This window comes from Brenneria corticis (assembly GCF_003115855.1).
GTDB lineage: Bacteria > Pseudomonadota > Gammaproteobacteria > Enterobacterales > Enterobacteriaceae > Brenneria > Brenneria corticis.
The window spans coordinates 31,638-58,215 of the sequence record NZ_KZ819083.1; the positions used below are offsets into that span (position 1 = coordinate 31,638).

General features: G+C 57.2%; 17 protein-coding genes. 4 read left to right on the forward strand and 13 right to left on the reverse strand.

What is annotated here, in order from left to right:
* Window positions 1-102: 102 nt before the first annotated feature.
* The 5 genes from eno to rlmD all read right to left on the reverse strand — a co-directional run bounded on the left by eno (window position 103) and on the right by rlmD (window position 8,119).
* The gene (gene eno / locus DDT56_RS14575) at window positions 103-1,404 is read right to left on the reverse strand and encodes a phosphopyruvate hydratase (RefSeq protein WP_136167167.1); all 1,302 of its coding nucleotides are present in this window, start codon (window positions 1,402-1,404) and stop codon (window positions 103-105) included.
* Between the two features lie 82 nt (window positions 1,405-1,486).
* Window positions 1,487-3,124, reverse strand: coding sequence for a glutamine hydrolyzing CTP synthase (pyrG, locus tag DDT56_RS14580; RefSeq protein WP_136167168.1), 1,638 nt, complete (start codon window positions 3,122-3,124; stop codon window positions 1,487-1,489).
* Window positions 3,125-3,350: 226 nt separating this feature from the next.
* Window positions 3,351-4,148, reverse strand: a complete 798-nt coding sequence (mazG, locus tag DDT56_RS14585) for a nucleoside triphosphate pyrophosphohydrolase (protein ID WP_136167169.1) — start codon at window positions 4,146-4,148, stop codon at window positions 3,351-3,353.
* 396 nt (window positions 4,149-4,544) lie between these two features.
* Window positions 4,545-6,776 carry a GTP diphosphokinase gene (relA, locus tag DDT56_RS14595; RefSeq protein ID WP_136167170.1) on the reverse strand — a complete coding sequence of 744 codons (2,232 nt, stop codon included), beginning with the start codon at window positions 6,774-6,776 and terminating at the stop codon, window positions 4,545-4,547.
* 14 nt (window positions 6,777-6,790) lie between these two features.
* Entirely contained in the window at window positions 6,791-8,119 is a 1,329-nt protein-coding gene (gene rlmD, locus DDT56_RS14600; protein ID WP_136167171.1) for a 23S rRNA (uracil(1939)-C(5))-methyltransferase RlmD, read from the reverse strand.
* 62 nt (window positions 8,120-8,181) lie between these two features.
* Here rlmD and barA point away from each other — a divergent pair, with 62 nt between their 5' ends.
* Window positions 8,182-10,950: a two-component sensor histidine kinase BarA gene (barA, locus tag DDT56_RS14605; protein WP_136167172.1), complete on the forward strand. Its 2,769-nt coding sequence runs from the start codon at window positions 8,182-8,184 to the stop codon at window positions 10,948-10,950.
* Here the strand turns inward: barA and DDT56_RS14610 are convergent.
* From DDT56_RS14610 to DDT56_RS14625, 4 genes are all read right to left on the reverse strand, one after another.
* Entirely contained in the window at window positions 10,942-12,087 is a 1,146-nt protein-coding gene (locus DDT56_RS14610) for a glycerate kinase (protein WP_136167173.1), read from the reverse strand. The two genes, barA and DDT56_RS14610, sit on opposite strands and share 9 nt — an antisense overlap.
* Before the next feature lie 132 nt (window positions 12,088-12,219).
* Complete coding sequence (gene garR / locus DDT56_RS14615; RefSeq protein ID WP_210417034.1) at window positions 12,220-13,110, reverse strand: 2-hydroxy-3-oxopropionate reductase; 891 nt, start codon at window positions 13,108-13,110, stop codon at window positions 12,220-12,222.
* 45 nt (window positions 13,111-13,155) lie between these two features.
* A complete protein-coding gene (gene garL, locus DDT56_RS14620) occupies window positions 13,156-13,926 on the reverse strand; it encodes a 2-dehydro-3-deoxyglucarate aldolase (protein WP_136167175.1) in 771 nt (256 codons plus the stop codon).
* A 71-nt stretch (window positions 13,927-13,997) separates the two neighbouring features.
* Window positions 13,998-15,335, reverse strand: coding sequence for an MFS transporter (locus DDT56_RS14625; RefSeq protein WP_136167176.1), 1,338 nt, complete (start codon window positions 15,333-15,335; stop codon window positions 13,998-14,000).
* Between the two features lie 490 nt (window positions 15,336-15,825).
* Between DDT56_RS14625 and garD the strand changes: the two genes are divergently transcribed.
* From garD to DDT56_RS14640, 3 genes are all read left to right on the forward strand, one after another.
* Window positions 15,826-17,391, forward strand: a complete 1,566-nt coding sequence (gene garD / locus DDT56_RS14630; RefSeq protein WP_136167177.1) for a galactarate dehydratase — start codon at window positions 15,826-15,828, stop codon at window positions 17,389-17,391.
* A 438-nt stretch (window positions 17,392-17,829) separates the two neighbouring features.
* Window positions 17,830-19,365: a methyl-accepting chemotaxis protein gene (locus DDT56_RS14635; RefSeq protein WP_136167178.1), complete on the forward strand. Its 1,536-nt coding sequence runs from the start codon at window positions 17,830-17,832 to the stop codon at window positions 19,363-19,365.
* A 117-nt stretch (window positions 19,366-19,482) separates the two neighbouring features.
* Window positions 19,483-19,848, forward strand: coding sequence for a FlxA-like family protein (locus DDT56_RS14640; RefSeq protein ID WP_136167179.1), 366 nt, complete (start codon window positions 19,483-19,485; stop codon window positions 19,846-19,848).
* Between the two features lie 30 nt (window positions 19,849-19,878).
* Here DDT56_RS14640 and DDT56_RS14645 read toward each other — a convergent pair whose 3' ends face one another.
* The 4 genes from DDT56_RS14645 to glnE form a co-directional block, all read right to left on the reverse strand.
* Window positions 19,879-20,103, reverse strand: a complete 225-nt coding sequence (locus DDT56_RS14645) for a DUF3820 family protein (protein ID WP_136167180.1) — start codon at window positions 20,101-20,103, stop codon at window positions 19,879-19,881.
* A gap of 4 nt (window positions 20,104-20,107) precedes the next feature.
* Window positions 20,108-22,162: an NAD-dependent DNA ligase LigA gene (ligA, locus tag DDT56_RS14650; protein WP_136167181.1), complete on the reverse strand. Its 2,055-nt coding sequence runs from the start codon at window positions 22,160-22,162 to the stop codon at window positions 20,108-20,110.
* 15 nt (window positions 22,163-22,177) lie between these two features.
* The gene (hldE, locus tag DDT56_RS14655) at window positions 22,178-23,611 is read right to left on the reverse strand and encodes a bifunctional D-glycero-beta-D-manno-heptose-7-phosphate kinase/D-glycero-beta-D-manno-heptose 1-phosphate adenylyltransferase HldE (RefSeq protein WP_136167182.1); all 1,434 of its coding nucleotides are present in this window, start codon (window positions 23,609-23,611) and stop codon (window positions 22,178-22,180) included.
* A 103-nt stretch (window positions 23,612-23,714) separates the two neighbouring features.
* Window positions 23,715-26,558 carry a bifunctional [glutamate--ammonia ligase]-adenylyl-L-tyrosine phosphorylase/[glutamate--ammonia-ligase] adenylyltransferase gene (gene glnE / locus DDT56_RS14660; RefSeq protein WP_136167183.1) on the reverse strand — a complete coding sequence of 948 codons (2,844 nt, stop codon included), beginning with the start codon at window positions 26,556-26,558 and terminating at the stop codon, window positions 23,715-23,717.
* Window positions 26,559-26,578 lie beyond the last annotated feature (20 nt).

Here is a 26,578-nt window from a genome sequence, read left to right on the forward strand (position 1 = left end):
TTGAGGAATAAACGACGGGGGGCGCCTGCGTCACGGCGCAGATAAAAAAACGGCCCCTAAACGGGGCCGTGAGCAACACATTGTTTTAAGCGAAAAAGACGATTAAGCCTGGCCTTTCACTTCTTTCAGACCGTTGAACGGCGCACGGTTGCCCAGCGCTTCTTCGATACGGATCAGTTGGTTGTATTTGGCAACGCGGTCGGAACGGCTCATGGAGCCGGTTTTGATCTGGCCGGCCGCGGTACCTACCGCCAGGTCGGCGATAGTGGCGTCTTCGGTTTCGCCGGAGCGGTGAGAGATAACCGCCGTGTAACCCGCATCTTTCGCCATCTTGATGGCGGCCAGGGTTTCGGTCAGAGAACCGATCTGGTTGAATTTGATCAGGATGGAGTTGGCGATGCCTTTATCGATACCTTCTTTCAGGATCTTGGTGTTGGTGACGAACAGATCGTCGCCGACCAGCTGGATTTTGTCGCCCAGCACTTTGGTCTGGTAGGCAAAACCGTCCCAGTCGGACTCATCCAGGCCGTCTTCGATAGAGACGATCGGATATTCTTTGGTCAGGCCTTCCAGGTAGTGGGTGAATTCCTGGGAAGTGAAGGTTTTGCCTTCGCCTTTCAGTTCATACTTGCCGCTTTCTTTGCTGTAGAACTCGGAAGCCGCACAGTCCATCGCCAGAGTAACGTCTTTACCCAGCACGTAACCGGCTTTTTCCACCGCTTCTTTGATAGCTGCCAGCGCCGCGGCGTTGGATTCCAGGTTCGGCGCATAGCCGCCTTCGTCGCCGACCGCGGTGTTCAGGCCTTTGGCTTTCAGCACTTTCGCCAGAGTGTGGAAAACTTCGGAACCGATGCGAATCGCTTCTTTAACCGTTTTCGCGCCGACCGGCTGGATCATGAATTCCTGAATATCAACGTTGTTATCAGCGTGCTCGCCGCCGTTGATGATGTTCATCATCGGCAGAGGCATGGAGAATTTGCCCGGGGTGCCGTTCAGTTCGGCGATGTGTTCGTACAGCGGTTGGCCTTTGGATGCCGCAGCCGCTTTGGCGCTTGCCAGAGAAACGGCCAGAATGGCGTTGGCGCCGAATTTGGATTTGTTTTCCGTTCCGTCCAGGTCGATCATGATTTGATCGACGTTGGCCTGATCTTTCGCGTCCTTACCCAGAATAGCCTGAGCAATCGGGCCGTTTACCGCGGCAACCGCTTTGGTTACACCTTTGCCCAGAAAACGGGATTTGTCACCGTCGCGCAGTTCCAGCGCTTCGCGGGAACCGGTGGAAGCCCCTGACGGCGCGGCAGCCAGACCGACAAAGCCGCCTTCCAGGTGCACTTCGGCTTCAACAGTCGGATTTCCGCGTGAGTCGATGATTTCGCGACCGATGACTTTAACAATTTTGGACATTAGATTTTCCTCAGTACAAGTTAACTAAAACCTCAGACGAACAACGCGCGATCGTTTCGGTCGCGCGCTGCTGACAAAAAGCTTACTTCACCTGACGCTTTTGGTACGCGCCAGCGGCTTTGACAAAGCCGGCAAACAGTGGATGCCCATCCCGCGGCGTCGATGTAAATTCCGGATGGAACTGACAGGCCACGAACCAAGGGTGATCGGGTAATTCAACGATCTCCACCAGTTTGCGGTCGGCGGAAAGACCAGCAACACGCAATCCCGCCGCTTCAATCTGTTTCAACAACATGTTGTTGACTTCATAACGATGACGGTGACGTTCAATAATCGTCGGCTCACCGTAAAGCTGGCGCACCAGGCTGCCTTCGGTCAGATGACATTGCTGCCCGCCGACCCGCATGGTGCCGCCCAGATCGCTCGCTTCATCGCGTACTTCTATATTGCCGTCTTCATCGCGCCATTCGGTGATCAGCGCAATCACCGGGTACTTACAGTCTGGCACAAACTCGGTAGAGTTTGCCTCATCCATACCGGCAACGTTACGGGCAAACTCCATTAATGCGACCTGCATCCCCAGGCAAATGCCCAGATAGGGGACGTTGTTTTCGCGGGCATAACGCGCCGCCATCACCTTGCCTTCCACGCCGCGGTAGCCAAAGCCGCCGGGGATCAGGATAGCGTCCAAATCTTTCAGCATCTCGACGCCGCGGGTTTCCACATCCTGCGAGTCGATAAGCTTGATGTTCACCGTCAGACGGTTTTTCAATCCGCCGTGCTTAAGCGCCTCAATAACGGATTTATAGGCATCAGGCAACGCCACATACTTGCCAATCATGCCGATGGTGACTTCACCGCCCGGATTGGCTTCTTCGTAAACCACCTGCTCCCATTCCGACAGGTCCGCTTCCTGACAGTTCAAGCTGAATCGTTTACAAATATAATCGTCCAGGCCCTGGGATTTCAAGAGCGACGGGATTTTATAAATGGAATCAATGTCTTTAAGGGAGATTACCGCTTTTTCCGGCACATTACAGAATAAAGCAATCTTTGCCCGCTCATTGGCCGGTACGGTACGGTCGGAACGGCAAATCAGCACGTCAGGCTGAATACCGATGGAAAGCAGCTCTTTTACCGAGTGCTGAGTGGGCTTGGTTTTCACTTCACCGGCGGCGGCCAGATAAGGCACCAGCGTCAGGTGCATAAACAGCGTATGCTCGCGGCCCACTTCAACCGCCATTTGCCGAATCGCTTCAAGGAACGGCAGCGATTCGATATCGCCGACGGTGCCGCCGATTTCAACCAGCACCACGTCATGCCCTTCGCCCCCCTCAAGGATGCGTTCTTTGATCGCATTGGTAATATGAGGGATAACCTGAATCGTGGCGCCCAGGTAGTCGCCGCGACGCTCTTTGCGTAATACGTCGGAGTAGATACGACCGGTGGTGAAGTTGTTGCGGCGCGACATTTTGGTGCGGATAAAGCGCTCGTAGTGGCCCAGATCGAGATCGGTTTCCGCGCCGTCTTCGGTGACGAACACTTCGCCGTGCTGTGTCGGGCTCATCGTGCCCGGATCCACGTTGATGTACGGGTCCAGTTTCATGATGGTAACGTTGAGGCCACGGGCTTCAAGAATAGCCGCCAGAGAGGCTGCGGCAATGCCTTTACCCAGAGAGGAAACGACCCCGCCGGTCACAAAAATATAATTAGTTGTCATGCTGAACCTGAGAGTTTAGGTTTAAAGACGATGGAACGACCAAGACGGGAAAGTAGTATACCGGAACCTGATGAGCGCCACAAATGTTCGTTTTACTCATCGTCGGGATCCCAACCCGCCGGACACAGGGGTTTAACCCCGCCCGGCACCAATCAATAATCAATTTAAAATCATATTGTTATAAAATAAAAATAATAAAAACAACGCAATGACGGAAAAAGCAGTATCAATGGCTTGTTTCCTGCTGTTTAACCTGCCGCCACGCCGCTTCCATCTCTTCGAGCGTGGCCTGATCCAGCGTTTTGCCGGATGCGATAACGATTTGTTCTACCTGGCGAAAACGCCGGCTGAACTTACGGTTGGCGGTTTGCAACGCCCGCTCGGCCTTGTGCCCCAGATGGCGCGAAAGGTTAACCGTGGCGAACAATAAATCGCCGATTTCCTCACCCAGTTTTTCTTCATCAACAACGGCTTGCCGCGCCTCATGCAGCACTTCGTCGATTTCTTCGTAAACCTTGTCGACAACCGGTGCTAAACTGTTCCAATCAAAGCCTACCGACGCGACGCGCTGCTGAATTTTTTGTGCTTTCATCAGCGCCGGCAGCGCCTCGGGAATATCATCCAGCGGCGAATGGCGATCCTTTTCCGCCCTTTCCTGCGCCTTGGTTTGCTCCCAGTTGGTCAGCACGGCGTCGCTGTCCGCCAATTGGGCATCGGCAAAAATATGCGGGTGCCGGCGCACCAGTTTGTCGCTGATGGCGTCGCAAACGGCGGAAAAATCAAACAGCCCCTGCTCCTGCGCCATCTGCGCGTAAAACACCACCTGAAACAGCAGATCCCCCAGTTCGCCGCGCAAATCATCAAAATCCTTACGGCTGATGGCGTCCAGCACTTCGTAGGTTTCTTCCAGCGTGTAAGACGCGATGGAGTCAAACGTCTGTTCCCGATCCCACGGGCAGCCGTTCTGCGGATCGCGCAGGGTTTTCATAATGGCGAGCAGGCGCTCAATAGCGGGTGAAGTCATAGTGTTCCTAATGATAAGGGCTGTGCCCGAACTAAGTTAATAACAACGGCGATGGAGCCAGAATATTTCACCGTTTTGTTGTTCCGGGCGTAAAAAATTGTGCTGAGGTGAGCATGACCGCCGAGTGAGCCGCATGGACGCGGCGAAAGCCAGTGCCGCGTCGGGAACGCGTCACTGGCGGCTCGATAAGCGGGCATGGGCACCGAAGGAACCGCGCAGCGGCACAATTCCCGCCCAAAGCCTGGGTTCTGAGGGATGCGGCGATTGAGCATCCCTCAGTCGGGCGTGGCGGTGGTGCCACAAAAAACTACGTCACTCAACACGCACGAAACCCTCCACCGCACCAACATAAACAAGATTTTTATAACCTACGGTTTGAAAAGCCGAAGACTCCATTCATCCCCCCTGCTGACGGCGCGCGTCGATCACATCCGGCAGTTGGTTGAGTTTGGCCAGAATACGGCTCAGCACCTGAAGGTTATAAATCTCGATATCCATATCAATGGTGGCCAGCTGCTGTTTGGTATCGCTGCGGCTCGCCACGCCCAGTACGTTGACCTTTTCGTTCGCCAGAATGGTGGTGATATCGCGCAGCAATCCGCTGCGATCGTTGGCGGTCACCCTCACCACCAGCGAATAGCCGCTGGAATAGCTTTCGCCCCACACGGCGTCGACAATGCGCTCCGGCGCGTGGCTGCGCAGATCGTCCAGTTGCTCGCAGTCGGCCCGGTGGATGGAGATCCCCCGGCCGCGGGTGATAAAACCGGTGATCTCGTCGCCCGGGATCGGCTGGCAGCAACGGGCGATGTGGTGCATCAGGTTGCCGACCCCTTCAACCACCACCCGCCCCTTATCTTTGTTACGCGCGGCCGGCGGCGGGGTTTTCTGCGTCAGCTGGCGCAGCGCCTGGCGGTCCTGCTCTTCCGCGCTGGGCTGATTCAGCTGCGCCTGCAGGAAATTCACCATCTGGTTAAGGCGAATATCCCCCCCGCCAATCGCCGCCAGCAGTTCATCCAGAGAATTCACGTTATAACGCGGCAGCAGCAGTTTCTCCGCGGCCTTGAGGCCGATCCCCAGATGCGCCAGTTCATCATCCAGAATCTGACGGCCGGCCAGAATGTTCTTGTCGCGATCCTGTTTGCGGAACCAGTTGTGAATTTTCGAACGCCCGCGGCTGGTGGTGATATAGCCCAGATTCGGGTTCAGCCAGTCACGGCTGGGATTCGGCTGTTTCTGGGTGATCACCTCGATCTGATCGCCCATCTGCAGCTGATAGGTGAACGGGACGATGCGTCCGCCGATTTTCGCGCCGATGCAACGATGGCCGATGTCGCTGTGAATGTGATAGGCGAAATCCAGCGGCGTTGATCCGGCCGGCAAATCCACCACGTCGCCTTTCGGCGTAAACACGTAAACCCGGTCGTCGAACACCTGGCTGCGCACCTCATCCAGCACTTCATCCGAGTCCGCCATCTCCTCCTGCCAGGCGATCAGCTTACGCAGCCAGGCGATCCGGCCTTCGTAACCGGAACGACCGCCGACCACCGTGCCTTCTTTGTATTTCCAGTGCGCCGCTACGCCCAGCTCGGCGTCTTCGTGCATCTGCCGGGTGCGGATCTGAATTTCCAGGGTTTTGCCGCGCGGTCCCAGCACCACCGTATGAATCGACTGATAGCCGTTCGGCTTCGGATTGGCGACATAATCGTCAAACTCATCCGGCAGATGGCGGTAATGGGTATGCACAATACCCAGCGCGCCGTAGCAATCCTGCAGGCGCTCCACCACGATGCGCACCGCCCGCACGTCGTATAGCTCGTCGAATGACAGCGATTTTTTCTGCATCTTGCGCCAGATGCTGTAGATATGTTTGGGGCGGCCGTAAATTTCCGCCTGCACGCCCTCTTCTTTCATGGCGGCGCGCAGCGTGTTGACGAAGTCGTCTATGTACTGTTCGCGATCGATACGCCGCTCGTGCAGCAGCGTCGCAATACGCTTGTACTCTGCGGGATGAAGGTAGCGGAAGCAAAAATCCTCCAGCTCCCATTTAAGCTGGCCGATACCCAGCCGATTGGCCAGCGGGGCGTAAATATTGGTACATTCTTTCGCCGCCAGCACCCGCTCTTCTTCCGGGGCGTCCTTCACTTCGCGCAGATGCGCGATCCGCTCCGCCAGCTTGATCACCACGCAGCGAAAATCTTCCACCATCGCCAGCAGCATGCGACGGATATTATCCACCTGTTCGGAGGCGACGGAGTCATTCTGCGTGGCTTTCAGCTGACGGATGGCATCCATGTCGCGCACGCCGTGCACCAGATCGACGATGCCTTTGCCGAATTTTTCCTGCAGCGTGGTTTCATCCACCACGTTGGCGTCGGCGATGGGAAACAGCAGGGCGGCGCGCATGCTGTCATTGTCCATACTCAGCGTGGACAGAATTTCCACCATCTCGATACCGCGCCACAGCAGCAGCATGGCATCGGGATGATCCTGGGTTTGTTGTTCACAGTAATGCCAGGTTTCGGCTAAACGTTCACACGACTGCTGACTGGTTATGCCAAGCGAAGCAATCCACGCGTCAGGTACAAACTCACCAGCCGTGTTCAAATGCGCACTTCTTACCGCAACCATAATTTCTCCCTACTTTACCGCGCCGCCGCATCACCTATAAACAACGCCATCGACTCAAGGTGGCCGGTATGTGGAAACATATCCAGCATGGCGACATTCGCCAGCCGATAACCGGCGGCGAGTAATATTTTGCTGTCACGCGCCAACGTGGTCGGATTACAGGAAACGTAAACCACGCGCCGAGGAGCCAGACGGACAATCTGCGCCATGACCCCCGCGGCGCCCGCTCGTGCCGGATCCAGCAATATCTTATCAAAACCTTGGGCGGCCCAAGGTTGCTGAGTGACATCATCTTCAAGATTTTGGTGAAAAAATGTGACATTGGCGAGCGAATTGCGCCGGGCGTTCTCGCGCCCTTTTTCCACCAGCGCCGCCACCCCCTCAACGCCGACGACGCTGGCCGCCCGCCGCGCCAGCGGAAGGGTAAAATTGCCCATGCCGCAGAACAGATCCAATATCCGGTCCTGCGGCTGAACGTCCAGCCAGGTCAGCGCCCGCTCGACCATTTGCTGATTGACCGCATCATTGACCTGAATAAAATCCCGCGGGCTGAACGCCAGCGTTAATCCGTCAATATGATACAGCGGCGCCTCGCCGTGCAGACAGGTCACCGAGTCCGCATCGGGCGCCAGATAAACCGACGTCGCATGCCGCCGCGCAAAGTCGCTCAGCGTCTGGCTGTCCGCCTCACTCAGCGCATCCAGATGGCGCAGCACCAGCAACGGACCGTTATCCGCCTGCACCAGTTCCACATGCCCCAGCCGCTTTACCGCCCGCAGGCGGCTCAGGCAGTCGCGCAGCGGCGCCAGCAGTTCTTCCAGCTCCGACCGTAATATCGGGCAGGCCCGGATATCGACCAGCTCGTGCGACCCCGCCTGACGATATCCCATCAACAGCCGTTGCTGTTTAGCCTGATAGTATAACGCAAGCCGGGCCCGTCGCCGGTAGGCATAAGATGGCCCGGCGATCGGCGCCGCGGGCGGCAGTTCCACTCCCGTTTCCCGCGCCATCAGGCGCGCCAGCGCCGACGCTTTGCTATGCTGCTGCAGCGCAATATCGGCATGCTGCTGCTGGCATCCGCCGCAGTCGTTGAAATGCGGGCAGCGCGGCGCAACGCGCTGCGGGCTGCTGGTTAATAGTCGTTTAAGTTCGGCATGGGCAAACTGACGCTTTTCCCCCGTCAGCCGTACTTCAGCCTGTTCGCCCGGCAGCACGCCGGCGACAAAAATCGTCTTGCCCTGATGACGCGCCACGCCCTGCCCGAAGGGGTCAAGGCTGTCTACCGTCACGGTTATCGTTTGCCGGGTCGTCACGCGCCGGTTTGGAGAGTAGAATTGCGCCATAATTTACGATCGTTTTATAAATACAATAATTTTTAAGTTTAATTCTCCCACATTGGACCCTTATGACCAAATACAGTCTGCGTGCGCGCATGTTAATACTGATTTTGGCGCCGACGTTACTGATCGGACTGTTGCTCAGTACCTTTTTCGTGGTACACCGCTATAACCAGCTGCAGGAACAATTGGCCGATGCGGGAGCCAGTATCATCGAACCGCTGGCCGTCACCAGCGCTTACGCCATGGCAAAAAACCAGCAGAATACGCTGCAACCGCTGATTAATACGCTGCATCGGCGGCACTCCGGCATCATCCGGGCCATCAGCATCTTTGATGATAAAAATCAGCTCATCGTCACCACCAATAATCGCCATAGCCAATGGTCGCCGCACCTGAGCAAAGACACGCCGGCCGACAACCGCTTGCACCTGCACCATATCGGGAACGCCCTGATCCTGCATATGCCGATTACCGCCGACGGCGAGTTCGCCGATGACGGTTTGACAGCGCCGCGGCCCGGCGCAATACCGCCTATCGGCTACCTTGCCGTCGAGCTGGATATCAACTCCATCAAGCTCCGGCAATACCAGGAAATTTTTATCGCCGGTCTGATGCTGCTGCTGTGTATGGGCGTCGCGGTGCTATTCGCCTATCGCCTGATGAAGGACGTTACCGCGCCGATCGGCAATATGGTGGAAACGGTCGATCGCATCCGCCGCGGACAGCTGGATAGCCGGGTTGAAGGCCATATGCTGGGCGAGTTGAATATGCTGAAAAACGGCATTAACTCCATGGCCATGTCGTTGACCGCCTACCACGAGGAGATGCAGCAGAATATCGATCAGGCTACCTGCGATCTGCGGGAAACGCTCGAACAGATGGAGATCCAGAACGTCGAGCTGGATCTGGCCAAAAAGCGGGCGCAGGAAGCGGCGCGCATCAAGTCGGAGTTTTTGGCCAATATGTCTCACGAGCTGAGAACGCCGCTCAACGGCGTGATCGGTTTTACCCGCCAGACATTGAAAACGTCGCTGAATCCGACCCAGACCGATTATCTGCTGACCATCGAACGCTCCGCCAATAACCTGCTGAACATCATTAACGACGTACTGGATTTCTCCAAACTGGAGGCGGGCAAGCTGGTATTGGAAAACATTCCGTTCTCGCTGCACAACACGCTGGACGAAGTCGTGATGCTGCTGGCCCATACCGCCCATGAAAAAGGGCTGGAACTGACGCTCGACGTTCAGCATGACATTCCGGAGCAGTTTATCGGCGATCCGCTGCGCATTCAGCAAATCATCACCAACCTGTTGGGCAACGCCATCAAGTTCACCGAGCAGGGCAACATTGATATCCGGGTGGAAAAACGCCGCCAGGAAGGCAACCTGGTTCAGTTGGAAATTCAAATCCGCGACAGCGGCATCGGCATCGCCGAACGCCAGCAGTCACAGCTATTCCAGGCATTCCGCCAGGCGGACACCAGTATTTCACGGCGCCATGGCGGAACCGGGCTGGGGCTGGTGATCACCCAGCGGCTGATCAAAGAGATGGGCGGCAATATCGGTTTTCACAGCCAGCTAAATAAAGGCTCTACCTTCTGGTTCCATATCAATCTGCCGTTAAATCCCCACGCCGCGCCGGCAAACAACGAATACCTAATGCTGCGCGACAAGCGCCTGGCGTATATCGAATCCGATCCGGCGGCGGCGCAGGCCACGCTGAATATTCTCAGCCAAACGCCCTTAACGGTAAGCTATAGCCCGACGCTGGAACAACTTCCCGAAGCCCCCTTCGATATTTTGCTGTTGGGCGTTCCGGTGCATTACCGCAACACGCTGCTCGATTACACGCCCCAATTACGCGACGTCTGCCGGCGCGCGCCCTACGTGATCCTGGCGCTGCCCAGCTTTGCGCAAATGGATGCCGAGCAGCTGAAAATATTCGGCGTTCACGCCTGTTTGAATAAACCGATCTCCGCTCCCCGCCTGCTGCCGCTGCTGCAGGACAGTTCGGTTTTCCAGCTGTCGCTGCTGCCGGAAAACATCACCGCGCCTCAGCCGCCGCCCCGCGCACGGCTACCGTTAAGCGTGATGGCCGTGGATGATAATCCGGCCAATCTGAAGCTGATCGGCACCCTGCTGGAAGAACAGGTGGAAACCATCATTCTGTGCACCAACGGCACGGAGGCCGTCTCCCAGGCCCGAGATCGCGATATTGATCTTATCCTTATGGATATCCAGATGCCGGGTATGGACGGTATCCGCGCCAGCGAAATCATCCGCCAGTTCCCCAGGCATGGCAAAACGCCGATTGTCGCCGTTACCGCCCACACCATGAGCGATGAACGCGAGCACCTGTTACAGGCCGGCATGAATGATTATCTGGCAAAACCGATTGACGAGCAGATGCTGCAGAAAGTGCTGTCCCGCTACTCTCCCCCGGAAGAGGCGCGTCCGCCGCAGGGTCGGCACCGCGATAGCCAACCGTCGCTGGACTGGACGCTGGCGCAGCGCCAGGCGGCCAATAAACCGGAACTGGCGCGCGAGCTGCTACAGATGCTGCTGGATTTTCTGCCGGAGGTGCGCCGGCAGGTTGAAAATCTGTTGCACAATCGGTCCGACGACAAAATCATCGAGGTGATCCACAAGCTGCATGGCAGTTGCAGCTACAGCGGCGTGCCGCGCTTGAAACAGATCTGCCGTTATTTGGAACAGCAGTTGCGCAAGGGGATTAGCGCCAGCGAGCTGGAGCCGGAATGGCTGGAGCTGCTGGACGAAATCGATAACGTCAGCGACGCCGCGCGCGCGCATCTGAACCGTAAATCACGCTGATAAATCTTGCGCCAGCTTGATGGTCGCCGCGATATTGCGCGCCGTCATGCGCACATTTTCCGCGGCGTCTTCCAGCGCTTCTTCCAGCGAACAGACGTTGTACAGTACGCTGAATACCGCATCCAGACCGTGCTGGTGAACAATCCCGACGTCGGCGGTCAGGCTGCCGGCGATGCCGATCACCGGTTTATGGTAGCGTTTCGCCACCCGGGCAACGCCAATCGGCACCTTGCCGTGAATGGTCTGGCTGTCGATACGGCCTTCGCCGGTAATCACCAGCGACGCATCGCGCACCAATTCATCCAGCCCCAGCGCTTCGGTAACGATCTCTATTCCCTGCCGCAGATCGGCGCCGCAGAACGCCCGCAGCGCGGCGCCCATTCCGCCGGCGGCGCCGGCGCCGGGAACGTGCTCGACGTCCATATCCAGATCGTCGCGGATAACCGCGGCGTAATGCTTCAGCGCTTTATCCAGCCGTTCGATCATCTCCTCCGTCGCCCCCTTTTGCGGACCAAAAATAGCGGAGGCGCCCTGTTCTCCGGTCAGCGGGTTGGTAACGTCGCAGGCCACTTCAAAGCGGCACTCTTTGATTCGCGGGTCCAGTTCGCCGATATCGATACTTGCCAGCTTGTCGAGCTCTCCGCCGCCGAAGCCAATCTGCGCGCCGGATTCGTCAAGCAACTTCGCTCCCAGCGCCTGCGCCATCCCCGCGCCGCCGTCATTGGTGGCGCTGCCGCCGATGCCGATGATGCAATGCCGCACGCCATGATCCAGCGCGCAGCGAATCAGCTCGCCGGTGCCGTAGCTGGTCGTCAGCAGCGGATTACGCCGCTGCGCGGGCACCTGCTCCAACCCGCTGGCGGCGGCCATCTCGATAAAAGCCGTCTTTTTATCGCCGGACAGACCGAAAAACGCCTCGACGTTATCGCCTAACGGACCGGTAACCTTAACCTTGACGATCTCGCCGTGCGTTGCCGCCACCATCGCTTCAACGGTCCCTTCACCGCCGTCGGCGACCGGCAGTTTGATATAGCAGGCATCGGGAAAGATCTCACGGAATCCCGCTTCAATTTGCGTGGCAACTTCTTGTGCAGACAGGCTTTCTTTATAAGAATCCGGTGCGATAACTATTTTCATAAACGATCCGATTTCATAAACGTTTCGGTTTCATCAATAATCCGCGCTGCTGAATCGGCGCTTATCAAAATGATTACCCCGACAACCAGAGCGGCATACGGTCACCTATGCCGCTCCGACAACCATCAAGCCTTATCGCGTCACTTCAATCTTAGCCAACTTCTCGTAATAGCAGGCCAGCGCGCTGTGATCGGCGGAGCCCAGATCGTCCGCTTTCAGCGCCTGCATCATCTCCATTACGGCGGCGGTCAGCGGCAGCTGCGCGCCCACGCCGTGCGACGTGTCCAGCGCGTTGGCCAGATCTTTAATATGCAAATCAATGCGGAAACCCGGTTTAAAGTTGCGATCCAACACCATCGGCGCTTTGGCATCCAGCACGGTGCTGCCCGCCAGCCCGCCGCGAATCGCCTGATACACCAAATCCGGATTAACGCCAGCTTTGGTCGCCAGCACCAGGGCTTCGGACATCGCCGCGATATTCAGAGCCACAATCACCTGGTTCGCCAGCTTGGTGACGTTGCCGGCGCCGATATCGCCGGTATGCACCACCGATCCGGCCATCGCCTCGAGAATGGCGAAACAGCGTTCGAACAGCGCTTTGTCGCCGCCGACCATCACCGACAGGGTGCCGTCAATCGCTTTCGGCTCGCCGCCGCTGACCGGGGCGTCCAGCATGGCTACCTCTTTCTCGGCCAGCGCCGCCGCGATTTCACGGCTGGCCAGCGGCGCGATCGAACTCATATCGACCACGATGGTGCCGGCGCGCGCGCCTTCAATCACGCCGTTCTCGCCCAGCACCACCTCTTTCACATGCGGAGAGTTGGGCAGCATGGTGATAATCACGTCGCTCTGCGCCGCCACCGACTTCGGCGTTTCCGCCGCCGTGGCGCCGGCCGCGACCACCTCGGCCACCGCCTCCAGATTTCTGTCCATCACGACTAATGAGTAACCCGCTTTCAGCAGATTTTTACTCATCGGTTTTCCCATAATACCGAGCCCAATAAAACCAATTTTCATCGTTATAACCTCATTGTCTGATGTAATTAACACGCGCGATTCACTGCAAAATTACGCTTTAAACTTGTCGCGCAGCGCCTGGGTGGCGCCGCGGAAAACACCCAGATCGCTGCCGACGGCAACGAAAGTCGCCCCCCATTCCAGGTAGCGCCGGGCATCGGCCTCGGCCGGCGCCAGGATGCCGCTGGGCTTGCCGTGCGCGGCGGCGCGCTCAAAAATATGACGGATAACGCGCTGCACTTCCGGGTGGTTGGGCTGCCCCAGATACCCCAGCGCCGCGGAGAGATCGCCCGGTCCGACAAAAATACCGTCAACGCCGTCAACGGCGGCGATGGCATCCAGATTGTCGACGCCCTGCTGGCTTTCGATTTGTACCAGGACGGTGATGTTGTCGTTAATGGTGGCGAAATAGTCGGGCTCGGTCCCATAGGCATTGCTGCGATGCGCCACGGAAACGCCGCGGATCCCGGCGGGCGGATAGCGCGTCGACGCCACCGCGCGAACGGCCTCCTCCTCGCTTTCCACGAAAGGGATCAGGAAGTTATTGAAACCGATATCCAGCAGACGTTTGATGATGACCGGCTCATTGCTCGGCGGACGGACGACGGGCGCGCTGTGGCTGCCTTTCAGCGCCATAAGCTGCGGAATAAAGGTCAGGATATCGTTCGGCGCATGCTCGCCATCCAGCACCAGCCAGTCGAATCCCGCCAGTCCCAGCACCTCGGTGGAAATGGGATTGCCCAACGCGCACCAGCAGCCAATCAGGGTTTTCCCCTGGCGTAACTCCTGACGAAAGCGGTTAGGTAATATCGTATTACTCATAATAACCTTCTATTTAATTACGGTTCGTGAATTAACATGCCTGGACATTGACGGATGATAAAAGCGCTTCATCAATCATCAACTTTCTTCAATTCCATGCGTTTGATTTCACCTACCACCAGTAAGTAGCACAGCATTGCCATCAGTGCGGAAATACCGACGAAAACCAATGCGCTGTTAAATGAATGCAGTTCTTTGACTAAATAACCGATAACCAGCGGGGTAACGATTGACGCAACGTTGCCAAAAACATTAAATACGCCGCCGCACAGGCCGATTATCTCTTTAGGCGCGGTATCGGAGATCACCGGCCAACCCAATGCCCCGAATCCCTTACCAAAGAAAGCCAGCGCCATCAATGAAACAACCACGACATTACTATCGGTGTAATTACAGAGAATAATGGTTGAAGCAAGCAACATACCCAGCACGATGGGAATTTTACGCGCAGCGGTTAACGTGAAGCCGCGTTTCAGCAACATATCCGATACCACGCCGCCCAGCACGCCGCCGGCAAAACCACACAGCGCCGGAATTGCCGCAACCAGACCCACTTTCAGAATAGACATGCCCTTTTCCGAAACCAGGTAAATGGGGAACCAGGTAAGGAAGAACCAGGTAATACTATTAATAAAGTATTGCCCCAGAAATACCCCCAGCATCATACGGTTGGTAAGAAGCTGTTTAACATAGTTCCATTTAGGACCGTCTTTTTTGCCGCCTTCTTTTTTATGATCCATATCGACAACGGCGCCGCCTTTGGAAATATATTCCAACTCCTGCGGGCTGATACCGGGGTGATCGGTGGGGTTATGGATAAATTTAAGCCATATCGCGGTCAATACAAACCCTAATCCGCCCATCACCAGGAAGACGTGTTCCCAACCCCATTGGTAGGTTAACCAGCCGAGGATCGGAGAGAAAATCGCCAGTGAGAAGTATTGAGCCGAATTGAAAATGGCGGATGCCGTACCGCGCTCCTTGGTCGGGAACCACGCGGCGGTGATACGGGCATTGGCGGGAAAAGACGGCGCTTCGGAAAACCCCAGCATAAAGCGCAGAGCAAAAAGGGTTAACGGAGCCCACACTAAAGGAACCCAATCGACAAATCCTTGCAGGAAGGTGAACAGGGACCAGAAGAAGATACTATAGGCATAAACCTTTTTGGAGCCGAAGCGGTCGAGCAACCAACCGCCGGGTATCTGCATTACTAAATATGACCAGCCAAATGCGGAAAAAATATATCCCATATGCACCGCGTCTAGCTGTAACTCTTGCGCTACTGCCGAACCCGCTATCGACAATGTTGCGCGATCCGCATAGTTTATAGCGGTAACTGTAAAGATGATGAATAGGATAATGTAACGAACATAAGTTTTTCTTGTTGTAAGAAGTGCATCGGAATTCATAAAATCCCCTTGGCTCTCGTTATTAGTATGTTAACTCAAATAAACCAACATCATGCCCGTCATTGAAAATTTGAGTATTTTTTAATAATTTAGATAAAGACTATTTTAATAAAATCTTGCATGACCATCTTTATCCGCAAAGATTTGGAAAACGTCATCAGTATAAAAATAGCGCTGCCGAATAGCATTGTTAAAATGCACAATAATCAGCGCCGCATTCCATCTATTTTATGGGTTACGCACAAAAAAAAGCGACCAACATCACATTATTGTCGGTGATATAGTCCATTTAAATAGGTAGAGTGAGGCAGATCACAGTATATTGGCTATTCGCCAGATCATCGGGGGTTAAAAACGAAAAATACTATTCAATTGCACAATTCAGTGCGATTAAAAATCAGATACTATGTATATAAAATCCGTATTACCCCAACAATAACACGACGAAAAAAACTGATTTTCTGAAAATTAAGTATTTACTGGAGACGTTATGTCGCAGAACAAACAGAATTCCGTGCAGGCATTTTACATTAAAGTTCACAGTGATGATAATGTCGCCATCATTGTTAATGATAATGGTTTACGTGCCGGCACCCGATTTGATAGCGGACTGGAATTAATTGAGCATATTCCCCAGGGGCACAAAGTCGCTCTGGTCGATATTGATAAAGCCGGCCCCATTATTCGCTACGGTGAAATCATCGGCTATGCCTTAAGAGATATTCCCCAGGGAAGCTGGATTGATGAATCGCTGGTGGAATTGCCCCAGGCCCCGGCGCTGGAAACTTTGCCGCTGGCCACAAAAGTTCCCGTCGCCCTTCCCCCGCTGGAAGGCTATACCTTTGAAGGTTACCGTAATCCCGACGGCAGCGTCGGTACGAAAAATCTTCTCGGCATTACCACCAGCGTTCACTGCGTCGCCGGCGTGGTGGACTATGTGGTTAACATCATTGAACGGGATTTACTGCCCAGGTATCCGAACGTCGACGGCGTCGTGGCCCTCAATCATCTTTACGGCTGCGGCGTGGCCATCAATGCCCCGGCGGCGGTCGTCCCGATACGTACGATCCATAATCTGGCGCTGAATCCCAACTTTGGCGGCGAAGTGCTGGTTGTCGGCCTGGGGTGTGAAAAACTTCAACCCGAACGCCTGCTGGAAGGCACGCCCGACGTGCAGGCCATCTCGCTGGACGACAGCAGCATCGTTCGTTTGCAGGATGAACATCACGTCGGCTTTAAATCGATGGTGGATGATATTCTGACCATGGCCGATCGGCATCTGCAGCGGTTGAACCGGCGCCGGCGCGAAACCTGCCCGGCATCCGAACTGGTGGTCGGCATGCAGTGCGGCGGCAGCGACGCCTTTTCCGGCGTGACGGCAAACCCGGCGGTCGGATTCGCCTCCGATCTGCTGGTACGCTGCGGCGCGACGGTGATGTTTTCAGAAGTCACCGAAGTGCGCGACGCCATCCATTTACTGACGCCGCGGGCGATTAACCAGGAGGTCGGCAAGCGTCTGCTGGAAGAGATGGCCTGGTATGACGCCTACCTCGATAGCGGCCAGACCGACCGCAGCGCCAACCCGTCGCCCGGCAACAAGAAAGGCGGCCTGGCCAACGTGGTGGAAAAAGCGCTTGGCTCCATTGCCAAATCGGGCACCAGCGCCATTGTCGAAGTCCTGTCTCCGGGGCAGCGCCCGACCAAACGCGGCCTGATTTACGCGGCGACCCCGGCCAGCGACTTCGTTTGCGGCACGCAGCAGCTGGCTTCCGGCATCACCGTGCAGGTATTTACCACAGGCCGCGGCACGCCCTATGGCTTACTGGCGGTGCCGGTCATTAAAATGGCGACCCGCACGGCGTTGGCAAAACGCTGGCACGATCTGATGGATATTGACGCCGGCACCATCGCCACGGGCGAGGCGACGATTGAAGATGTCGGCTGGCAGCTGTTCCACTTTATTCTCGACATCGCCAGCGACAGAAAGAAAACCTGGTCCGATCAATGGGGACTTCACAACGCCCTGGCGGTTTTCAACCCGGCGCCGGTAACCTGATTACGACATTATCTTCTTATGGCCGGAATATGTTCCGGCCATTGATTAATTCAACAAGCCTTTTTTGATCCAGAATCAATTTAATAAAGATTAATATTTGAAAACCCGCCAGGTAAAAGCGAAAAAAACAAAGACCAGCAACATTTCATGCCAAATGCGTAAAAAATTGCATAATAAAATTTAACAAACCCGGCATCCCCTCCGTTATTACATATATCCGCCATTGATGCTTAATTTTGTTGATTATTATCTTTTATCAATGAATTACTTATGATCAAATGAATTTATTGACAGCAGGATCCTCATCATCATAAATTCCCATGCTGATAAACGAGTGATTGTATTCGGTAAATGATTATCAAATAGCGAAAAAAATTCAGCGTACCCAATTGAATATTTTGAATTAATTTAAACAGCAATATACCGCCGGGGTTTCTGATGCGAATAAATACGCCTGTCACACAGCAGGAGTATCTGTTGGATATGGACACGACATTAATGTCCACCACAGATATTCACAGCCATATCACCTATGCCAATTCCGCATTTATCAACGTCAGCGGCTTTTCCGAGGATGAATTAATCAGCCAGCCGCACAATATTGTGCGCCACCCGGATATGCCGGCCGAAGCCTTTGCCGATATGTGGTTTACCCTACAGCAAGGCGACAGCTGGACCGGGCTGGTAAAAAACAGGCGGCGCAATGGCGACCATTACTGGGTCCGCGCCAACGTCACGCCGGTTTATCATCACAATCAACTCGCCGGTTATATCTCCGTGCGCAATACGCCGAGCGCCGATGAGATCAAATCCGCGGAGCCCTTATATCAGGCCGTAAAGAAAAAGCAGGCCGGGCACCGTGGATTCTACAAGGGGTTGGTGGTTCGCACCGGCATATTCGCCCCGCTGTCACTATTGCAGAAACTGCCAGTGCGCTGGCGCCTGCGGATGGCGATTGTTGCCGCGGGAATGGTTCCCGCTCTGCTCTCTCTCGGCGGCATAAACCCGCTCTGGTCGCTGACCGTAACGCTGGTTTTAATCTTTCTGCTGGATCTTTTTCTGCAACGGCAGATTGCCCGACCGCTGAAAATGCTGCTGAAACAGGCCCAGTATATTGTTTCCGGCCGCAAAGGAGAGTCTATACGCCTGAACCGGGTGGATGAAATAGGCATGCTGCTGCGGGCAGTCAACCAGTTCGGGCTTAACCTGCACTCCCTGGTGGATGATGTCGGCGCCCAGGTTCAGGGAATGACCGACGTCAGCCAGCGGCTGGCCGCCAACAATAGCGCGCTGAATAGCCGCACGGAAGACACCTCCGCCAACCTGCAGCAGACGGCCGCGGCCATCGAGCAAATTACCGCGGCGGTGCGGCAAAGTTCTGAAACCGCCGTCCAGGCGACGCAGATGGCGGAAACCGCCAACCGCACCGCGGTAAAAGGCGGGGAGATTATGCGGGAAACCATCGGCATGATGGATTCCATTTCCGACGCCAGTAATAAAATCGTCGATATTATCAGCGTGATCGACAGTATTGCCTTTCAGACCAATATCCTCGCCCTGAACGCCGCCGTTGAAGCGGCCCGCGCCGGGGTGCAAGGCAAGGGATTCGCCGTGGTGGCCGCCGAAGTGCGCAATCTGGCGCAGCATTCCGCCTCGGCCGCCAAGGAGATCAAAGCGCTGATCGACGCCAACGTGGCCAGCGTCAAAGCGGGCGGGCAGATGGTGGAAAATGCCGGCAGGCATATCAACGACATCGTGCAGGAAGTCCGCCAGGTTTCCACCATGATCAACGAGATCAGCCACGCCGCCGGCGAGCAGACTTCCGCGCTGGGCTTAATCAACACCTCCATTGCGCAGATTGAAGAAATGACGCAGCGCAATACGGATATGGTTGCCCAATCCACGGAGGCGGCGGAAAGGCTAAATCGTCAGGCGATGCGCCTGAATAGCGCCATCAATGTCTATGGTGGCTAATCCGAGAAAAAACACACTTTGTTACATCTGGCGTCGTTAACCTGACAAGATGATTGGCTTTTGGCGTCAAAACGCCGGCAAAGAAAAAACACAATCGGACGATAATAAGTAAGTACATTGGGTACGCATTTATCAGGAGGAAAAATGTCGGACATAAGCGCAATTTCAGCGGTGAGCGGTTCATCGAGCAGCAGTGAAAACTACGCGCAAAAAATCAGTAAATTAACCCAACAGCTTGAAAAACTAACGGAAAAATTGGCAGACGTGACAAACTCTTCCGGCAGCGCGGAAGAGATTGAAACAGAAAGTCAAATGCTACAGGCGCAGATCCAAGCCATTCAGGCTCAGATTGCTCAGCTTCAGGAGGCGCAGCAAGCTCAGCAAAGCGTAGATGAAACAAACACCACCAGTACCAGTAACGGCATTCAGGCCGACGGCGTTAATCGCCCGACGGAAGAAAATCAGGTCAATGTTTATATCTGAGTGCAAGCCAAATAAGGCATGAGATAACAATCATGTCTTATTATCACGCTTCAGCGGCTTAACCAGCCCTTGCAGACCTTCTATCTTGATCGCCAGCGTCATTTGCATCAGTTCGCCCAGGCGCCCCTGGGGAAACTCGCCTTTACGGGCAAACCACAGCAGGTACTCTTCCGGCAGGTCGATCAGCGCCCGCCCCTGATACTTGCCAAACGGCATCGGCATATTGGCGATTTCAATCAGGTCTTCTTTTTCCACCGGCCTACTCCCCCAGCAAACGCATCATTTCGGCTTCGTCAATTACCGGGATCCCCAGCTCCTGCGCTTTGGTCAGCTTGGAGCCCGCCGCTTCGCCGGCAATCACCATATCGGTTTTTTTCGATACGCTGCCGCTGACCCTGGCGCCCAGCGCCGTCAACCGATCTTTGGCCTCATCGCGGGACAGAATGCTCAGCGACCCGGTCAGCACCAGCGTCTTGCCGGCAAACGGACTGTCGATCGCCTCCGCTTTCACCGCCAGCGGTTGCGGCCAGTGGATATTGATGCCGTCGGGAGCGATCAGTTCGCGGATCACCTGCTGGTTGTGCTCCTCCTCCAGGAAATGCCGCACGCGGGCGGCGACCACCTTGCCCACGTCGGGCACCTCCAGCAGCGACTCTTCATCCGCACCGAACAGCGCCTCCAGCGAACCAAAATGCGCGGCCAGATTGGCGGCGGTCGCTTCTCCGACATCGCGGATCCCCAGCGCAAACAGGAAACGCGCCAGGGTGGTGCTTTTCGCCTTCTCCAGCGCGCCGACCAGATTCTGCGCCGACTTCGGCCCCATGCGATCGAGACCGGTCAATATCCCGGCGCTGAGCCGGAAAAGGTCGGCCGGCGTTTTGACATACTCTTTTTCCACCAGCTGGTCGATGATTTTGTCGCCCATGCCGTCGACATCCAGCGCCCGGCGGGAAACAAAGTGCTTCAGGGCTTCTTTGCGCTGCGCCCCGCAAATCAGGCCGCCGGTGCAACGGGTGACCACCTCGCCTTCCACCCGCTCCACGTCGGAACCGCACACCGGGCAGACGTCGGGGAACACAATCGGACGGGTATTTTCCGGCCGCTCCGTTTCCACCACGCCGACAATCTGCGGAATAACGTCGCCGGCGCGGCGCACCGTCACCCGGTCGCCGATGCGCAGGCCAAGCCGTTCGATTTCATCGGCGTTATGCAGCGTGGCGTTACTGACCATCACCCCCGCCACCGCCACCGGCTCCAGACGCGCCACCGGGGTAATCGCCCCGGTGCGGCCGACCTGAAATTCGACGTCGCGCACCCAGGTCAGCTGCTCCTGCGCCGGGAATTTAAACGCCACCGCCCAGCGCGGCGCGCGGGCGACATAGCCAAGGCGCGCCTGCAGCGCCAGATCGTCCACCTTGACCACCACGCCGTCGATATCGAAATCCAGCGCACCGCGCGACTGTTCGATATGGCGATAAAAATCGAGCACTTCCGCACTGCCGGTACAGAGCTTGATACGGTCGCTGACCGGCAGTCCCCAGCGCTTGAATTGCATCAGGCGCTGCCAATGGCTGTCCGGCAGTTCTCCGTCCTCCAGCAAACCGACGCCGTAGCAAAAAAAGGTCAGCGGACGTTTGGCGGTGATGCGGGGATCGAGCTGACGCAGCGAGCCGGCCGCCGCGTTGCGAGGGTTGGCAAACACTTTGCCGCCGGTGCGGCGGGCTTCCTCGTTGAGTTTTTCGAAACCGCTGTGCTTCATAAATACTTCGCCGCGTACTTCCAGCCGGCGCGGAATATTGTCTCCCGTCAGACTCAGCGGGATGGCCTTAACGGTGCGGATATTCGCGGTGATATTCTCGCCGGTGGCGCCGTCGCCGCGCGTGGCCGCGCGCGTCAGCACGCCCTCTTCATACAGCAGGCTGACGGCCAGGCCGTCCAGCTTCAGCTCGCAGCAGAAGGTCAGATCGTCGCCGTTTTTCAGCCGGTCGCCGATGCGTTTGCTGAACGCCAGATAGCTCTCTTCGTCAAATACGTTATCCAGCGACAGCATCGGCACTTCGTGACGCACCTGCTCGAAGGCCGCCAGCGGCGCGGCGCCGACGCGCTGCGTCGGCGAGTCCGCCGTCACCAGCTGGGGATAGGCCTCTTCCAGGCTTTTCAGCTCACGCATCAGCCGATCGTATTCGGCGTCCGGGATTTCCGGCGCATCCTCCACGTGATACTTGTATTCATGATGACGCAATACCCTGCGCAATTCCGCTGCCCGTGAGCTTGCCTCACGCGCTTCGGCCGACTCTATATTCAATGGATTCATACTTATTTCAGTCAGTTATTCAGATTCACCGGCTTTAATGGCGTTAATGATGTTGGTGGTGGAGCAGCCGTCTTCAAAATTCAGCACCCGGACCTCGCCGCCGTTGGCCCACACCTCTTCGCTGCCGGCGATTTCGTGCGGCTGATAATCGCCGCCTTTGACCAGAACATCCGGCAACACCTCGGCAATCAGACGCTGCGGGGTATCTTCCTCAAAGGGCACCACCCAGTCGACGGCTTCCAGCGCCCCCAGCACGATCATGCGCTGCGGCAGCGGATTAACCGGTCGGGTCGGCCCTTTCAGCCGTTTGGTCGACGCATCGCTGTTCACCGCCACAATCAGGCGATCGCCAAGCTTACGGGCATTCGCCAGATAGGAAACGTGCCCCGCGTGCAGGATATCGAAACAGCCGTTGGTCATGACTATTTTTTCGCCGCGCTGACGCGCCAGCGCCACCGCCTCTTTCAGCTGCGCTTCGCTCATCACGCCAAAGCCGGTTTCCGCGCGCCCGCGGATGGCGTTTTCCAGTTCGATGGGCGACACCGTTGAGGTCCCCAGCTTGCCCACCACCACGCCGGCGGCGGCGTTGGCGAGGAAACAGGCCTCTTCCAGCGAGTTGCCGGCGGCCAGCGCGGCGGCCAGCACGCCGATAACCGTATCGCCGGCGCCGGTCACGTCGTAGACCTCCTGCGCCTGGGTCGGCAAATGCAGCGGCGCCTTGCCCGGCTGCAGCAGGGTCATCCCCTGCTCCGAGCGGGTGATCAGCAGGGCGGACAGCTGGTAATCGGCCACCAGCTGCATCCCGCGGGATACCAGTTCATCCTCATTTTTGCAGCGTCCGGCCACCGCCTCAAACTCCGACAGGTTGGGCGTCAGCAGCGTCGCCCCGCGGTAGCGGGAAAAGTCCGTCCCTTTCGGATCGATAAGCACCGGCACGCCCGCCGCTTTCGCCGTCTGGATCATGGTTTGCACGTGGACAAGCGCCCCTTTGGCGTAATCGGACAGCACCAGCGCGCCGATATTCGGCAGCGCCTGCTGGATACGCTCGATCATCGGCTGCGGATCGACGCCGTCGAAGCCTTCTTCAAAGTCCAGCCGGATCAGCTGCTGGTTACGGGATAATACGCGCAGTTTGGTGATGGTCGGGTGCGTCGGCACCGAAACGAAATCGCACTTCACATTGACTTCGCCAAGTTTGCTGCTCAGGGCGCGGGCGGCGTCGTCAATCCCCGTCAGGCCGACCAACCGCGAGCCGGCCCCCAGAGAGGCGATATTCATCGCCACGTTCGCCGCCCCGCCGGGTCGCTCCTCAATGGTATCAACCTTGACCACCGGCACCGGCGCCTCAGGCGAAATGCGGCTGGTCGGCCCATACCAGTAGCGATCCAGCATCACATCCCCAACCACTAACACCCCCGCACGGCGGAAATCAGGCAGCGTAACTTTCATCCCATACTCCAAGCTCATTTAGCATAATGCGCGTAATAATATCACAGGCCCGATTATTACTATTAAAAAGCGCATCCCGGTTAAGCAGAATGCGAGGACTCTCTCAACCCAGCCATTTGTTCCAGCTGTGTCGCACCTGCCGACGTTCGGCGATAAATTTTTCCTGGCTCACCCGGCCGGCGATCTCCTGCAACGCCAGATGATGCAGCTCATTGCGCAGCGTAACGTAAGCCAGCCGCAGGGCATGCGCCTCGCTCTCTTCCATCACGCCGTACCGCGCCATCATCTCCAGGATGCGCACGTTATCCGACCAGCGGGTCAGGCGCGGCTCCCGCGACGCATAGCGCAGCACCAGATACTGGACGATAAATTCGATATCGGTGATCCCGCCGGCGTCGGTTTTCAGGTCGAACAGCGTTTTGTCTTTATTCGCCAGATGCTGGCGCATCTTCTCGCGCATGTCGCGCACTTCGCCACGCAGTTTCTCCCCATCGCGCTCGCGGCACAGGATGTTGCGGCGAATGTCTTCAAACTGCCGCTGTACGCCGCTCTCGCCGTAAACCATCCGCGCCCGCACCAGCGCCTGATGCTCCCAGGTCCAGGCTTCGTTGCGCTGATAGTCGTCAAAGGCTTCCACGGTGCTGACCAGCATCCCCGCCGACCCCGACGGCCGTAGCCGCGCATCCACCTCATACAAAATCCCCGACGAGGTGCGGGTGCTGAACAGATGTATCACCCGCTGGGCCAGCCGCAGGTAAAACTGGCGGCCGTCAATGCTGCGTTCGCCGTCGGTCATCACCTCGGACGGGCAATCGTGCAGAAAAACCAGATCGAGATCGGAGCCGTAACCCAGCTCCCAGCCCCCCAGCTTGCCGTAGGCGATCACCGCGAATCCGCGCCCCTCGCGCTGCCGCAAATGGGCCGGCTGGCCGTAGCGCGCCGCCATCTGCCCCCAGGCCTGCTGCACTACCGCGGCGATGATGGCTTCGGCCAGATAGGTTAAGTGATCGCTCACTTTCATCACCGGCAGCGCGCCGGCGATATCCCCGGCGGCAATACGCAGCAGCTGCGCCTGCTTGAACTGGCGCAGCGCTTCCAGCTGCTGCTCTTCGTCCTCCTCCGACACCCTGAGGAGATACTGCCGCAGCTCATCGACATAGGCGTCCGGGGCGATCGGTTGATACAGGGTGGCGGAATCGAGCAGTTCATCGAGCAACAGCGGATAGCGCGCCAACTGGCTGGCCACCATCGGCGAGGCAGCGCACAGCCGGACCAGCTGCGCCAGCGCCGGACGCGATTCCAGCAGCAGCTCCAGGTAGGTGGTGCGGGTCATAATCCCCAACAGCAGCGGCGTCAGGCGCGATAAAATGGTATCCGCATCCTGTCGGGCGCACGCTTCCGCCAGCAGGTTGGGCATCAGTTGGTCGAGCACGTCGCGCCCGCGCGGGCCGATGGTGCGTTTCGCCACGTCGTGGCGAAACTCGATGACCGCGCGCAGCAGTTTCTCGCGCACGCTTTCCGTCAGGTGCGGCGTCAGCGACGCCAGATCGGCCTCATCCAGCCTGTCCTGCCACAGGCTACGGTAGCTGGCGTGTTCGGGAATATCGTCGCTGTCCGGCGCGTCATCGCCGATTAAATCGTCAAACACGCGGCGCACCGCCAGCATGTGCTGCAGCAGCGCCTGTTGCAGCTGCGCCCAGTCGGCGAATCCCATGCCCCAGGCCAGCCGCTGCCGATCGAGTTCGTCCTCGGGCAGCGTTTGCGTTTGCTCGTCGGCTATCGCCTGCAGAAGATTTTCCAGACGGCGCAGAAAACGGTACGCCTCGCCGAGTTCGTCGACCTGAGGCGGCGCCAGCAGCCCCAGCTCGCCGATATGACGCAGCGTGGGCAGCAGCGCCCGCTCCTGTAGCCCGGATTCGCGCCCGCCGCGGATCAGCTGAAAAACCTGGGTGATAAATTCGATTTCCCGAATACCGCCCGCCCCCAGCTTGATATTGTCGCGCAAGTCGCGCCGACGGACTTCGCGGGCGATCATCCCTTTCATATTGCGCAGCGACTGAATCACGCTGAAATCGATATAGCGGCGGAAAACAAAGGGCCGCAGCGTACTGCGCAGCTCCTGGCTGTAGGCGTCGTCCATGCCGCCCAGCAGGCGGGCTTTGACCATCGCATAGCGTTCCCAGTCCCGCCCCTGCTCCTGATAATAATCTTCCATGGCGGCGAAGCTCAGCACCAGCGGGCCGCTGTCGCCGAACGGGCGCAGCCGCATATCGACGCGATAGACAAAGCCGTCCACCGTCGGCTGATCCAGCACTTTTATCAGCCGCTGGCCCAGCCGGGTAAAAAACTGCGCATTATCCAGTTCGCGGCGTCCGCCCTGGGTCTGTCCGTTTTCCGGATAGACGAAAATCAGATCGATATCCGAGGAGAAGTTCAACTCGCCGCCGCCCAGCTTCCCCATTCCCAGGATCAGCAGCGGCTGGGCCGCGCCCTGCCCGTTGACCGGCGTTCCCCACTCCCGGCAGCAGGCCTGATACAGCCAGTCGCGGGCGGCGATAATCAGCGTTTCCGCCAGCTCGCTGAGCTGGCGCAGCGTCTGCTCCGTGGTGCTGGTGCGCAACGTCTGCGACCAGGCGATCCTTACCAGCATACGGCGACGGAACCGCCGCAATACCGTCATCAGCCCCGTTTCGTCATTGACCGCGGCCAGCGCCTGATTCAGCCAATCGGCATAATGTCGCCACTCTTCCGGCCGCGGCGGCTGCCGATGGATCTCCCGCCACCAGTCGGGATACCGCGTAAGCGCGTCGCTGACGAAATCGCTCAGCGCCAATACGGCGAGATCGTCGTCCGCCGCCGGCGGGTAATCGGCGGCGGTTTCCCGCAAACGCGATAAAATCCGTTGAGACTGTTGCGCCAGTAACGGCGGCAAAGGAAGTAGCGGCATGGTGGTTCCCTTGATCCGCC

Excerpts from the sequence above, each read along its gene's own strand:
- glnE (WP_136167183.1), bottom strand. The coding sequence starts at position 26,558 with ATGCCGCTACTTCCTTTGCCGCCGTTACTGGCGCAACAGTCTCAACGG.
- DDT56_RS14635 (WP_136167178.1), top strand. The coding sequence starts at position 17,830 with ATGCGAATAAATACGCCTGTCACACAGCAGGAGTATCTGTTGGATATG.
- barA (WP_136167172.1), top strand. The coding sequence starts at position 8,182 with ATGACCAAATACAGTCTGCGTGCGCGCATGTTAATACTGATTTTGGCG.
- mazG (WP_136167169.1), bottom strand. The coding sequence starts at position 4,148 with ATGACTTCACCCGCTATTGAGCGCCTGCTCGCCATTATGAAAACCCTG.
- rlmD (WP_136167171.1), bottom strand. The coding sequence starts at position 8,119 with ATGGCGCAATTCTACTCTCCAAACCGGCGCGTGACGACCCGGCAAACG.
- pyrG (WP_136167168.1), bottom strand. The coding sequence starts at position 3,124 with ATGACAACTAATTATATTTTTGTGACCGGCGGGGTCGTTTCCTCTCTG.
- relA (WP_136167170.1), bottom strand. The coding sequence starts at position 6,776 with ATGGTTGCGGTAAGAAGTGCGCATTTGAACACGGCTGGTGAGTTTGTA.
- hldE (WP_136167182.1), bottom strand. The coding sequence starts at position 23,611 with ATGAAAGTTACGCTGCCTGATTTCCGCCGTGCGGGGGTGTTAGTGGTT.
- eno (WP_136167167.1), bottom strand. The coding sequence starts at position 1,404 with ATGTCCAAAATTGTTAAAGTCATCGGTCGCGAAATCATCGACTCACGC.
- DDT56_RS14625 (WP_136167176.1), bottom strand. The coding sequence starts at position 15,335 with ATGAATTCCGATGCACTTCTTACAACAAGAAAAACTTATGTTCGTTAC.
- garD (WP_136167177.1), top strand. The coding sequence starts at position 15,826 with ATGTCGCAGAACAAACAGAATTCCGTGCAGGCATTTTACATTAAAGTT.
- DDT56_RS14610 (WP_136167173.1), bottom strand. The coding sequence starts at position 12,087 with ATGAAAATAGTTATCGCACCGGATTCTTATAAAGAAAGCCTGTCTGCA.
- garL (WP_136167175.1), bottom strand. The coding sequence starts at position 13,926 with ATGAGTAATACGATATTACCTAACCGCTTTCGTCAGGAGTTACGCCAG.
- ligA (WP_136167181.1), bottom strand. The coding sequence starts at position 22,162 with ATGAATCCATTGAATATAGAGTCGGCCGAAGCGCGTGAGGCAAGCTCA.